Here is a 13,512-nt window from a genome sequence, read left to right as displayed (position 1 = left end):
GAGCTTTTTTTCTATAACATCCTTCAAAATGGTATTGTGAAGCGTTAGCTCGGCAACGATCTTCTTATATTGCGCTAATTCTCGCTCCATGTCCTTCATCTGTTTAAGTTGCGAAGCTTCCATCCCTGAATACTTACTCTTCCAACCATAAAATGTCCCTTGGCTAATACTATGCTCTCGGCAAATGTCCGAAACTGGTACCCCTTGTTCTTGTTGAGCTAAAATCTTAATGATTTGAACCTCGCTGAATTTACTCTTTTTCATAATCCCTAATTTAATAAAACTACATTTTTAATCGTAGCGTTTTTTAGGGAAGATTACACTTGCTTTCCATTTTCTCAATTCCAAATATTTAATTATGACGTTATGTGGCAATTATATTTTATTAATTGCTACATAACATCATATGAAGGTTTATACTCCAATAATTTTATTATGAAATTAAAAAGCGAATTTAAAAAGATGTCTGTTGATGATGTTAAACGAATATTTATGAATGATAGTATTGATATTTCTACAGAAGACGCCGAGTATATATTAGATTTTTTAACTAATTACACACTAATGCTTATTAAGGAAAACTTTGATATATAGTGGATTAAAGCTTAGCTTTGTAGAGTATTCCTAAGGTATAATTATATTCCTAAAACTATTTACTATGAAAAGAGCCTGTTTATATGTTCGTGTTTCTACTGACGAGCAAGCTGATAAAGGTTATTCACAAAGAGATCAAGAAGAACGTTTAACTAGGTATTGTTTACAGAATAATATAGCTGTAGAAAATATAGTGTATGAGGATCATTCTGCGAAAACTTTTATTCGTCCTGAATGGATTAGACTATTAAATCTTCTTAAAAAAGTTAAAAGTTGCAAAGTTAATTTAGTAATATTTACTAAGTGGGATCGATTTAGTCGTAATGCTGGCGATGCCTATCAAATGATTAATACACTTAGAAAATTAGGTGTTGAGCCACATGCAATAGAGCAACCTCTAGATTTATTGGTGCCAGAGAATAAAATGATGTTGGCTATTTATTTAGCAGCTCCAGAAGTAGAAAATGATAGGAGGGCATTAAATACATTTAATGGAATGCGTAGAGCACGTAAAGAAGGGCGTATGATGGGAACTGCTCCATTTGGTTATATTAATAGGAGTCGGGAGGATGGGCGTAAATATATTGCAGTACAAGAGCCGCAAGCTTCTGCTATGCGTTGGGCTTTCAACGAAATTGCAAAAGGTGTATATGCAGTTAACCAAATTCGATTAAAGATGAATGAGAATTATAGAACGCATATGAAGAAAAGTGCATTCTATGGGGCTATACGTAATCCACTATATTATGGTTTCGTCTATATAAGTAAGTATCAAGATGAAGAAGCTTATTTCGTAAAAGGTCAGCACGAGCCTTTAATTACAAAGGAGCTCTTTGATAAGGTGCAGAAAGTTATTCATGGTTATAAAAAGGATATAGGGTTAAATGTAAAGGTGTTGTCTGATTCTAATTTACCTTTAAGGGGTTTTCTTGGCTGTTCTGAATGCGGGCGCCTTCTTACTGGAAGCGCATCAACTGGAAGGAGTAGGCGTTATTACTACTATCACTGTGTTTCTTCTTGTGGTTTTAGATATAGAGCAGATATAGCTAATGGTATTTTTGAAAATGTTATTCAAAATTTTAAATTAAATAAGACGGCTGCTACAGTTGTAAAAAAATTACTTTTAGAAAATTACAAGAGATATGTTCAGAATCCATACGATCAAAAAGCTAGTTTGATAAAGGAGATAGAACACTTAAACTCAAAATTGAGTATGGCTAGAAATAAGCTTCTTTCTGAAGTAATTGATGATAATGAATATCTTGACTTGAAAAAGGAGTATAAAAAACAAATAGAATCTTTAGAGGATGAGCTCGGAAAAATTGGTGACAACATCAAAAAGATTAATATTGATAAATCTTTGGAGAATGCGCTCGAAAACTTAGAAAATATAGGTTCATTGTACATTAAAGGGAGTATAGATACTAAGCGTTCAATAATTGGTTCGATATTCCCTGAAAAATTAGAGTTTAATGGAATTAATTATCGAACCGCTAGAATGAATAATATTGCTAGTTGTATAATGTTGATAAATAAGCAGTTGTGTAAAAAAGAAAACCGGAAAAATGACAATTATATTCATTTTTCCGGTTTAGTGCTCCCAACTGGACTCGAACCAGTGACCAAAAGATTATGAGTCTTCTACTCTAACCAACTGAGCTATAGGAGCGGTTATCTTTGCCAGGATATTGATCCTTTTGACGTTGCAAAGATGAAGATTTGTTTTTAAAAATAAAAAATTATTTACCTATTTTTTGATAAAAATATCGGATTTTTTGGATCATAGATATGTTTATTATGCATTCATTGATATAACTGTTTGATAGTGTTGTATTTCTGCTTAATATGATTTTTAGCGGTTTAATTTAGATATTACTAGCATCAGTGCTGATTGAATTCTTATTGAAGCAGGTATTATTCTTATGCAGCTTGTTGTAGTGGCATTTAATTGACTCTATTTAATAAATCCTTTAAGACTTGTGCATATATTCATATATAGTTGTAGCTTAATAGAAGCCCATTGACTATGAAAAAAGGAGAGTAGCCAATAGTCAATTTACGGAATTTTTTAATATATTTTATCGATCCCTATATATGTGGATATTGCTCACAAAAAATCCCCACATTTCTGTGAGGATTTCAGTGCTCCCAACTGGACTCGAACCAGTGACCAAAAGATTATGAGTCTTCTACTCTAACCAACTGAGCTATAGGAGCAGGCTTTGTTTTTAAAGGATTTTTATTCCCTTTTCACGATGCAAATATGGATATTTGTATTTAAATAACCAAATTTTATATGCAAAAAATTAAGAATATTTTAGTCGATTATGGTAACGTGATATACATGATAGACTTTATCGAATTACAACATGCTTTTAATCAATTAGGTATACCCAATGTGGGTGAAATATTTGCCCACAGTGGTCAAATCAAATTATTTGATGATTTTGACAAGGGAGTGATTAGTTCTGCAGATTTTCGTGATGGCATCCGCAAATTGACTAATAATGCGTCTCTTTCAGATGCTCAAATTGATCATGCTTGGAACGCGCTATTGATAGGTGTGCCTGCAGGAAAACATGAAATTCTGTTGCAATTGAAGGAAAGGTACCGTACTTTTTTATTGAGTAATAATAATGCCATACATTATGCGCATTGTATGGCATCCATAAAATCGGATTATGGCATAGAAGATAATAGTGTTTTTTTTGAACAAACCTATTACTCTCATTTGGTAGGAATGCGTAAGCCTAATGAAGATATATTCCAATTTGTACTCCATGAACAGGGCTTGTTACCCGAAGAAACTTTGTTTATTGACGATAGCCCACAGCACCTCAAGACAGCAGAATCATTAGGCATACATACCGCTTTATGTAGCATGGAACATCCCTTGGAAGAGATTGTTAAAGAGTGGAAATTATTAGAATAATTGTTGTTGAATATTATTTCAAATAAATTTCCCTTATTTAAGAATTAATTCTACCTTTGCAGCACAAAGAATTTTACAAAGGGAAGGAGGTATACAGGAACTATGATTATCGTAAATGTTAAAGAAGGTGAATCTTTAGATAGAGCATTAAAGCGTTTCAAAAAGAAATTTGAGAAAACTGGTGTATTACGTGAATTACGCTCTCGTCAAGCTTACGAGAAGAAGTCTGTAACTCGTCGCATTCAAGTTAAGAAAGCTATTTATAAACAAGGATTAAACCAAGATAATGGTTAATTTTGTTTAGCTATCATACAGAAAACCGATTCTTAGAATCGGTTTTTTTGTTTTTTCACTTTTTCCTTTTTAAAGTCAAATAAAAGTGTATTTTTGCATCACAATAAAGGAGAGGTGTCAGAGTGGTTGAATGAGCAGACCTGGAAAGTCTGTATGCGGGATGACTGCATCGCGGGTTCGAATCCCGCCCTCTCCGCAAAAGCCAAAAGCAGCTGTAATAAGCTGCTTTTTTAGTTTTATGAACTTACCTAATAGTATACAAGAGTTTTAATAGTGCAAACAAGGGATGAGCTCCTTACAGTCGGTTCTTTGATTTAACGATATTTACAACAACAAAGCGTAACGATGTCGATTGGTCGCAGTCGTTGTGAATTGCTTTCATTATTTATGTATTGTATGTCTTTAATTGAATAGATGAGCTCCTTGCAGTCGGTTCATTGATTTAACGATATTTACAACAACCGGAGAGCTTAGATAATCAGCAATATCTAAGTTGTGAATTGCTTTCATTATCTATGTATTGTATGTTTTTAATTGAATAGATGAGCTCCTTGCAGTCGGTTCTTTGATTTAACGATATTTACAGCAACTTGGTGATTTCCTGAATGCTGAAAGGCTGGGTTGTGAATTGCTTTCATTATCTATGTATTGTATGTTTTTAATTGAATAGATGAGCTCCTTGCAGTCGGTTCATTGATTTAACGATATTTACAACAGCCGTTATGTAGAAGTAAAAGAATTGCAAAGTGTTGTGAATTGCTTTCATTATCTATGTATTGTATGTTTTTAATTGAATAGATGAGCTCCTTGCAGTCGGTTCTTTGATTTAATGATATTTACAACAACCGGAGAGCTTAGATAATCAGCAATATCTAAGTTGTGAATTGCTTTCATTATCTATGTATTGTATGTTTTTAATTGAATAGATGAGCTCCTTGCAGTCGGTTCTTTGATTTAATGATATTTACAACAGCTCATATATCGGAGGTAGTCGCTAGAGGTGGTTGTGAATTGCTTTCATTATCTATGTATTGTATGTTTTTAATTGAATAGATGAGCTCCTTGCAGTCGGTTCTTTGATTTAATGATATTTACAACAGCGAAATGATTATGATTAGAAATCTTGATAATGTTGTGAATTGCTTTCATTCTTTGATTTAATGATATTTACAACAGCGAGGTGAAAGGACATTAAGACCAGTGTTATGTTGTGAATTGCTTTCATTCTTTGATTTAATGATATTTACAACAGCTATGGCTACTATTCCAACGTTACAAGAAATGTTGTGAATTGCTTTCATTCTTTGATTTAATGATATTTACAACAGCTAACTGGATGGGTGAAAATAGTTGATATCGGTTGTGAATTGCTTTCATTATCTATGTATTGTATATCTTTAATTGAATAGATGAGCTCCTTGGAGTCGGTTCTTTGATTTAATGATATTTACAACAGCATATCCGGAATTATTTGGTAAATTCAGCACGTTGTGAATTGCTTTCATTCTTTGATTTAATGATATTTACAACAGCCTACACTTATATACTAACCCCGTACGCACTGTTGTGAATTGCTTTCATTCTTTGATTTAATGATATTTACAACAGCGCGCAATGCAAGGTTTAGGTGACGCTTTAGGTTGTGAATTGCTTTCATTCTTTGATTTAATGATATTTACAACAGCCTACAACTTTTGGAGAATTGACTAATAATTGTTGTGAATTGCTTTCATTCTTTGATTTAATGATATTTACAACAGCGTAAAACTTTGGATGTCACAGGCTTCACACGTTGTGAATTGCTTTCATTCTTTGATTTAATGATATTTACAACAGCCTTTCTTCTTCAGTTACATAGTTTATTGAAGTTGTGAATTGCTTTCATTCTTTGATTTAATGATATTTACAACAGCAAGCTGTCATCAATGGTCAGGCTGCTATACGTTGTGAATTGCTTTCATTCTTTGATTTAATGATATTTACAACAGCTATAAAAATATCCTTAGCGTTGATTCCACGTTGTGAATTGCTTTCATTCTTTGATTTAATGATATTTACAACAGCATTTAGCCGCCGTATTTAAACCGCCGTCTAGTTGTGAATTGCTTTCATTCTTTGATTTAATGATATTTACAACAGCCAAACAAAGTTTAGTATGAAAGAAATCGTAGTTGTGAATTGCTTTCATTCTTTGATTTAATGATATTTACAACAGCTGATAACAATTGTACGCTATCTTGACTACTGTTGTGAATTGCTTTCATTCTTTGATTTAATGATATTTACAACAGCAGTTAATTCAATTGGCACTTGCCCCGAATAGTTGTGAATTGCTTTCATTCTTTGATTTAATGATATTTACAACAGCTAATTCCTTGTAAACTGACTCGTCAAAATCGTTGTGAATTGCTTTCATTCTTTGATTTAATGATATTTACAACAGCACCTATCCGTATAGTATGCCAAAATACACGTTGTGAATTGCTTTCATTCTTTGATTTAATGATATTTACAACAGCCTGGTATCGGCAATGCCATTAAGTTGTTAAGTTGTGAATTGCTTTCATTCTTTGATTTAATGATATTTACAACAGCGGCGATTCCCTTAATTGCTATCAGGCGTTAGTTGTGAATTGCTTTCATTCTTTGATTTAATGATATTTACAACAGCGAAAGTTCGTTTCTTTGATGCCACTATGTAGTTGTGAATTGCTTTCATTCTTTGATTTAATGATATTTACAACAGCGAACATCTCCTTTTCTATCCATACGTCCTAGTTGTGAATTGCTTTCATTCTTTGATTTAATGATATTTACAACAGCTCTTTAATCTTAGGTTTACCTTCTTTTTTCGTTGTGAATTGCTTTCATTCTTTGATTTAATGATATTTACAACAGCATACAGTTCATTAAAGCTCTTTAAGTCAATTATTTAAATCAAAAATTAGCTTATAAAAAATCCAATTTTATAACTTGGATTTTTTATAAGCTAATACATTTTCTAACATCCTATTTCTCAGAATAATTCCAATTGTTGCGGCGTATCAGGTCTCTTTTTTACACTTTGTCCATGAAATAATTCGATATCTCCAAATTGTTTATCCGTTATCGTCAATATCCCTACATTTCCTTTTTCGGGCAAGGAACGTTTGACCCGCTTCACATGGACATCTGCATTCTCTCTACTATTACAGTGGCGTAGATAAATCGAGAATTGAAACATCGTAAAGCCATCACGCATGATATCCTTACGGAATTGTGCATGTGCTTTACGGTCTTTCTTCGTTTCTGTAGGTAAATCAAAAAATACTAAAATCCACAAAACTCTATATTGATTAAGCCTGTCCACGACATTAACTATAATTCAGGGTAATTAATTTTTCTACTAATTCCTTCAAAACATCGCGCTAAGGATGCAGTGGTTCTAGAGATAGCAACTAATAATGGACTGCTAATATCTTCAAATCGTACGGTTACTTGTGGCAACTGTAATAAGCGTATCTTTAATTCTGTATTAAGCTCCCCATAATCTAATCCTTCCGCTACGATTGCATATACAATTTTGTCAACATAGGGGCGATAGGGTTCCATGATATCGTCTGCCAAGCAATATGCATTGTACTTATTACGATGAAAAATACCCAATGTAGGTAACAGTCCGGATGACACGAGCCCACGTGCTACAATAGCTCTTAATATAGCATAGCCATAGTTTAATAAATTGTTAGGTGGATCTCCGGAACGCCCTCTATAAAACTCTAAATATGGGCTAAATATATGTTGCCAATAATATGCTGCTGCCCTTCCTTCATAATTGTCAGGATCTCCTGAACGTACATTTTTGGACCAGCGATACATATTTTCGACAGGATGTCCTAGTTCCTCTAACACCCGTGATTGATTATATATCTTAGCACTGATCGTCTGTTGCCATAGTTGTTTCTTCAAAGGCAGTGAAGCTTCTATCTGATACCTAAAACGCTCTGATTGCGTGTGCCCTCCGTCTAATGGCAAGAGTAAGCCTGTAGGCATATGTGTACTATCACAAGATATAATCGCAACATTATTTTCTAGCATTGCAGCTATAACAGCATGGCTAATCGTAATCTGTTGATGTTCCATCACGAGTACACCAATATCCTCTATTGGAACAGTTTTACTTTCCTTTTCTTTCTCCGGAAAAGAAATAATCAACTGTTGATTTCCTAAAGACAGATAAGTAGGATTTGAAAATACGAGTGTACGTTTAATCATAATTTAGATTCTTTAATATTCTCCAATTTGAATGATTTCTCCAAGGTGGTTGGTTCGGACTTTTAGAATACCCGATATACCACTTAAACCTTCTCGCCTCCAGGTAATATTTTTAAGTTTAGAATTATCTTCAACTATAGATTCCAAATGATGTCTGAAAAAATAATCCTTTATAGTAAACTTCTGCACTCTAAACAAATGCTTACTTATCAAAGCTTGATTTTTGCTAGTTAATAAATCTATTTCGGTTGGATTGAAATCTGATGAAGGAAATAAAAACATTTCATTTTGCTTCATAGTGAATTTAAACGTCCAGCCTAAATGAGAATTATAGCTTTTGTCTATAGCTGACAATCCTGCATTCACACGGGCTACAGCTTCAAAAAATGAAACTACTTTTTCTTGTAAATTTCCTTTTTCATCTTCGTAAATTGCAACATGATGATTATTTCCTGTGCTTACGAAATCTACTGGAATTACTTTTCCATTAGCATCTAATAGTTCATTACCTAAATGGTCCTTTTTAGTATGTAATGCTTCCGCATTTTTAACACCCGAAATAGTTACTCGCTTAATTGAAATTCCTTTTTCTTTATTTAGCCAAATAGGATTTTGTTCTAAGTCTGAAAAAGCTTTTTTTGAATCTCCTTTAAATACATCCAAGCGTGCTTGAAGAATTCGTTTGATACCTACGTCAATTACTTTATCCAATTTCAAATCTGAACTAATATCCTTACGAATAGTATAATCATCTTCCAACCACATTAATTTCACTTTTTCAGGCATTGCTTCTCCATTTTTAAGTAAAATTGGCTTTTTACTCAAGGCATTTGCTCCTGTAAATGCCTTTTTAGGATCGTTATTATTTTCCGCTAATCTTTTCAATAACAAATGTCTATATTGAGGATTTGAAACCAATGTAATTGTCGCTTCATCAAATTTTGCACCAACTTTCTCTTCTTTAAAAGCGTATTGCTTTATTTTTCCATAAACAGTTTCTTTGTGCATTTGACCACGAGGTGTAAGTACAAATTGCTTTTTAACGCCTTTTTTAACATTAATTGTATTAACATTTCTCGTTACTACTTTATTCTTGGCTTTATGCGAAACCAAAACAGCTTCTAGATGTTGTTTGGCAATTTGTCTAAAATTTGGAATGGGGTCATTAAATACTCGCTTATAGTTTCCATTTCTATCTTTAATTTTTTTAGTTTCCTTTTCTTCAATCCCTAGAGCATCTTTACTAGTAATCTTTAAACTATTTATCTCTATTGAGGTTCTTTCTTTAGCATTAGAAATACTATCATACTCATTGTTTCGGCGAGCATTTAGATTATTTAAATATTGAATATGTGATCGTTTAGTAAAAGCAACTGTCAGAGCATCCAATGCATGATGACGATGGTCATTTCGTTTTGTCCAATCTACAATTACTTCTTTTGGATGTCCATCTTTAGTAGTTTGCATTTCTGTCAATCCTGCTAAACGATATTTCTCTAAGTTCAATTCTTTCATCACATTTACTAAATCCCAATCATCACGCAAACGATCAGTTATAGAACCTGATGTGGAAACAATAGATTTTGTGATTTGAAATAATATTTCTTTAGCTTTTTTAGCTATATATTGAGAATCGCGCAAATCTCGTTCGATAAAACCCTCGCCAATTTCAGGGCCTTTCAACAACAATTTTTTGTATTTAGCTTTCGATATATTTTCTTCTTTTTGATTGAACATAATTTCAATTCTAGAGACATATTGTTCTAAAGCTATATTGCCATAACCATCTGAAATAAAATCATAAGCTGTTTTATTTCCTTTTTTCAAATTAACATCCCGAGGAACTAATGTTTTATTAGAAAAACTATCATCAAACAATCGTGATTGCGGTATGATATGTTCTATGTCATATTTTTTAGAAAAAACATCCTTACGCTCAATATATTGATCGGTATATAAATCTTTATAGCCATTCGTTTTCAGTTCTTGATACAATTTATATCGAATAATATCATTTCGCGTTGGGTATTTAATTCCATCTTCCGTTTGAAGAATTTTGATAATTTTCTCGTGATCTATTTTTCCAGCATTAACAGCCTTGGTTAATTCTTCACGTTCTTTCGCATTTTTCTTTAATTCACGGGCCAATTCAATACGAATTTCATCAAATTGAAAGTTTCTCGATAATCCTTGTTTTTCAAGTTTATCATTTTCCGTATCAATCAACGTGTTCACCACATTGACCATCTGATTTAATATCTTTTCTACAACAGGATTACGCAAACTATTTTTAGGTAGAATGTTCAAACGTGTTTTCAATTGACGATTTTCAATTTCTTCTTTGGTTAAAGAATGTTTTGAGTGTCGATAGCTAGCCAATATACAAGCTTTACTATATTCTAATTCTTTTAAATAGGGAAAAATCTTACGAATTGCCTTTGCACTCAAACTCCCATAATCATCCTGAAAGGCTACATTTCCAATTATCTTCGCTTGCTCTTTAGTAAACCCAAATTTTTGTGCTAACAATAGATGTAAAGTTTCCATTCCCGTTGGAGAATCATCTTCTTCATAAGCATATAATAAATGCCATAGTCTATACGAAGCTTGTTCTTCGAATGTCTTGCCGTCCAATTCCGAATTGAAATCAAGGATATTAACATCAATTCCTAAATCCTTAAAAATAGTGATCAGCATATCCTTTATTTCTGAAGAAGAAACTTCCAAATCCGCCAATGAAATATCATCTTTACTAAGCTTGATTTTCAATTCTGAACGTACATCGTAACCTTCAATATCCAAAATATTTAGATATGCATTATATAAAGCTTGATTCGTACGGTTACCTTCTAATTCCTTATAATTGATTTCCCAATCTTTTGGTTTATCTACGATGAGTTTCAAAACTTCTGTTGCAGGCAGGTTTCCTTTCAAATTCAATTCATCAAAAAGCGTTTGTTTATCTTCTTGACTTAATAGTGAAATCTCTTTAGTTAGCTTATTCTTTAATTTGACATTATGAAGATTTTGCCAAATTTTAAACTCTTGAAACAAAGGTGATGACTTAGGAATAACGCGCAAACCAACTGTTTTTTTCTTTCCCTTAACGTCAATTTCACGCTGTTCAAATTCACAAAAAGATATTAATCCTTTTTGTGATTTAAGCTTACGTTGATAAAAAATAACAATATCTCGCAATTCAGCTTTTAATACATTTGTGAAAATACTTTCTCGTCCTTTGGCTTGAACTTTCCAAATTTGTTCAAACTCATCCAAATAATCTTGCCTATAAAAAACTTGCTTTTTAAGCCGTGAATGAGGATTATTAGCGAGTTGTGCATATTGATATTGACCAACTGTTTGTTTGTTGAAATAAAGTTCCTTACTTCGGTCAGAAATTGCCCCCAAATAGCCTGATGAATTAGCCATTTGACCATTTATTTCTTGTAATACTATTGCCAATTGTTCTAAATTCAATTGCTTAACCAAAGCATCAGAGCGCCACTGATAATTTTCTAATTTCTGTTCATCACGTTTTTTGTCCCTTTTTATACCAACTAGATTTAATGGACCTTTCAAAATTGACCAAGTAGCAACTTTACCTTTACCCTTCAACTCCTCTTTTAAACCTTCTATAAGTATATCAGCATAAAATGTCTTCTGAAAATTCCAGATTTTATCAAACTCATTCTGTAAATCAGAACGATAAAAATCAGGTGTTTTATTTTTATTTTCTTTCAACAATGTTAATACAAATTGACCTGGCGTTAAATTGTCGTGATACAGTTTTTTAGCTACCTCCATTCCATCAATCAAAGTTCCTTCTTCTGTATTATTTACTTTACGTGAACTTTTGTAGCCGCGCTTTTTATTAATCATCAAAAGTACACGTGACAAATCGCCTAACTCCAACTGTATTTCTGCAGCTAATGAACGTAAACGAAAAGTATCAAATGTAGATTTATTGCCATTCTCTGCAAGAATAGACTGATTCGTTATCCAATTATTACTTTTAAGAATTTCAGTTAAATTTTCTCGACGAAGCTTATAGCGTTGTAAATTTCTACGAGCAGAACGTTTTAATGTCCTTCCAGCATTCGGAGAAATACCCTTACCTCCTCTAAAATCTTGTTCGGGATTTTTTGATTCTTTACCACTTTCAGTGCTAACAAAATTGTCGAATGATATTACTCTAGCACCAATTTTCTCAATTGAAGATTGCTCATCTTTATTGTCTGCTTCTTTTACAAATGCCCATCCGATGGAGTTGGTGCCTAGATCAAGGCCTAATATTCTTTTCATAGTTAATAATTGGAATTATCAATTGTTGAATATAGTAAAAAAATAAGTGCCATTTTATTGTACGAATAATAAAATATTATATATTTGTTCTTGAAAGCAATTCACAATAAGGATTATTCCGTTGTGAAAACATTTAGCGCCTCGACTATCTTCGGGGCTTTTTTATTTTTAATAAACCCACTTTCAAAAATCATTATATCCTAAAAAACAATTAGGTCCATAGGCATTCACTACTGCACTCTGCAGCAAAGGATATCGCCAGTCCAGTCTTTAAGTGATGATATGACGACCAAGAATACAATCCTTAAAGCTTGGTAATCAGCAATAGGAAACAGATATATTCAACAAGGACTCATTTTTCATTCAGATTGCGGCGTCCAGTATGCTTCAACTAAAATGAGCAATCGTTTTTTTTAATAGAAAGATAATACAAAGCATGAGTAGAAAAGGTAATTGTTGGGACAATGCTGTAGCCGAAAGTTTCTTTAAAACAATAAAGTATGAGTGGCTATATAGATTCAAATATGCTTCCTAGGAACAATTATCTGATTCTATTGCTGAGTATAAAATGGTATTATACAAAAAGAATACATTCCAGTCTAGGCTATCGAACTCCGCTGGAAATGGAAGTCAAATTAAAGCGTATAAGTAAAAAGGTGGCTTGAGAAAATTAGTCCTAAAAACATTAGGTAGTCCAGTAAAGATGATCTTAAAAAAAAATGGTCAGGTGATTACTTCAGAAAAAGTAAAAAATTCCGCCTAATAATTGTTTAACTAATACTTCTGATGGGAGTGTAACTCCAGAATTAACCTATTTCTTTTTTTTGCTGAAAACATTTACAACAATTTCCTTTGACTTTGAATCTTTATCCTTTTGATAAGAAGATTGCTTCTTTTCATGTGTACTTTTTTCTTTTTTTTGATTTTTGCTCATGATTTTAAGTTTAATGCTTTATGTAATTAATAAAATGCTAATGCTTATTTTAAACATATTATTTTGATAATTCTCTTTTTTGAGTAAAGAGATTGGTTATAGTACTCATAATAATACTATTTGTTTTAAAAAGTCAGGATTGTAGTTAGACAACCTAGAGATCAGGATAAAACAATGCTATGCATTATTAAAAAATCTACTT

The 13,512-nt window shown here is 32.5% G+C and carries 8 protein-coding genes, 3 tRNA genes, 1 pseudogene and 1 CRISPR repeat array; of the genes and pseudogenes, 5 read left to right on the top strand and 7 right to left on the bottom strand.

All coding sequences use genetic code 11. The features are described from left to right. A partial coding sequence (locus IP023_RS15185) for a transposase (RefSeq protein WP_241791259.1) occupies nt 1-264 on the bottom strand: 264 nt, incomplete at its 3' end. Between the two features lie 394 nt (nt 265-658). Between IP023_RS15185 and IP023_RS15180 the strand changes: the two genes are divergently transcribed. Further along, the gene (locus tag IP023_RS15180; RefSeq protein ID WP_241791260.1) at nt 659-2,230 is read left to right on the top strand and encodes a recombinase family protein; all 1,572 of its coding nucleotides are present in this window, start codon (nt 659-661) and stop codon (nt 2,228-2,230) included. Here the strand turns inward: IP023_RS15180 and IP023_RS15175 are convergent. Together IP023_RS15175 and IP023_RS15170 are read right to left on the bottom strand one after the other, a co-directional pair. Beyond that, nucleotides 2,190-2,263, bottom strand: a tRNA-Ile gene (locus tag IP023_RS15175). The two genes, IP023_RS15180 and IP023_RS15175, sit on opposite strands and share 41 nt — an antisense overlap. 474 nt (nt 2,264-2,737) lie before the next feature. Next, nucleotides 2,738-2,811 (bottom strand) — tRNA-Ile (locus IP023_RS15170). A 79-nt stretch (nt 2,812-2,890) separates the two neighbouring features. Between IP023_RS15170 and IP023_RS15165 the strand changes: the two genes are divergently transcribed. The 3 genes from IP023_RS15165 to IP023_RS15155 all read left to right on the top strand — a co-directional run bounded on the left by IP023_RS15165 (nt 2,891) and on the right by IP023_RS15155 (nt 4,016). Then, nucleotides 2,891-3,526 carry an HAD family hydrolase gene (locus IP023_RS15165; protein ID WP_241791258.1) on the top strand — a complete coding sequence of 212 codons (636 nt, stop codon included), beginning with the start codon at nt 2,891-2,893 and terminating at the stop codon, nt 3,524-3,526. A 102-nt stretch (nt 3,527-3,628) separates the two neighbouring features. Next, nucleotides 3,629-3,820, top strand: coding sequence for a 30S ribosomal protein S21 (rpsU, locus tag IP023_RS15160; protein ID WP_241791257.1), 192 nt, complete (start codon nt 3,629-3,631; stop codon nt 3,818-3,820). Nucleotides 3,821-3,928: 108 nt separating this feature from the next. After that, a tRNA-Ser gene (locus IP023_RS15155) sits at nt 3,929-4,016 on the top strand. 1,290 nt (nt 4,017-5,306) lie between these two features. Beyond that, nucleotides 5,307-6,719: direct repeats of the CRISPR family, unit length 46 nt; unit sequence GTTGTGAATTGCTTTCATTCTTTGATTTAATGATATTTACAACAGC. Between the two features lie 117 nt (nt 6,720-6,836). On the opposite strand, the gene cas2 is transcribed toward IP023_RS15155, so the two are convergent. Genes cas2 through cas9 form a run of 3 tightly spaced genes read right to left on the bottom strand, consistent with a single transcriptional unit; the run spans nt 6,837 to nt 12,376 of the window. Next, nucleotides 6,837-7,142 (bottom strand): CRISPR-associated endonuclease Cas2, encoded by a 306-nt coding sequence (gene cas2, locus IP023_RS15150; protein WP_241791256.1) that lies wholly within the window; start codon nt 7,140-7,142, stop codon nt 6,837-6,839. Nucleotides 7,143-7,177: 35 nt separating this feature from the next. Further along, nucleotides 7,178-8,074 carry a type II CRISPR-associated endonuclease Cas1 gene (gene cas1, locus IP023_RS15145; RefSeq protein WP_241791255.1) on the bottom strand — a complete coding sequence of 299 codons (897 nt, stop codon included), beginning with the start codon at nt 8,072-8,074 and terminating at the stop codon, nt 7,178-7,180. Between the two features lie 12 nt (nt 8,075-8,086). Continuing rightward, nucleotides 8,087-12,376, bottom strand: coding sequence for a type II CRISPR RNA-guided endonuclease Cas9 (gene cas9, locus IP023_RS15140; RefSeq protein WP_241791254.1), 4,290 nt, complete (start codon nt 12,374-12,376; stop codon nt 8,087-8,089). A 267-nt stretch (nt 12,377-12,643) separates the two neighbouring features. On the opposite strand from cas9, the pseudogene IP023_RS15135 reads away from it, so the two are divergent. Beyond that, nucleotides 12,644-13,041, top strand: a pseudogene (locus IP023_RS15135) (transposase); the annotation flags it as partial. 146 nt (nt 13,042-13,187) lie between these two features. On the opposite strand, the gene IP023_RS15855 reads toward IP023_RS15135, so the two are convergent. Further along, the gene (locus IP023_RS15855) at nt 13,188-13,310 is read right to left on the bottom strand and encodes a hypothetical protein (RefSeq protein ID WP_262914427.1); all 123 of its coding nucleotides are present in this window, start codon (nt 13,308-13,310) and stop codon (nt 13,188-13,190) included. Nucleotides 13,311-13,512: the final 202 nt, after the last annotated feature.

It is taken from the genome of Sphingobacterium rhinopitheci (assembly GCF_022627575.1).
In the GTDB taxonomy this organism is placed as follows: Bacteria; Bacteroidota; Bacteroidia; order Sphingobacteriales; family Sphingobacteriaceae; genus Sphingobacterium; species Sphingobacterium rhinopitheci.
This window is presented reverse-complemented; position numbering and strand designations above follow the sequence as displayed.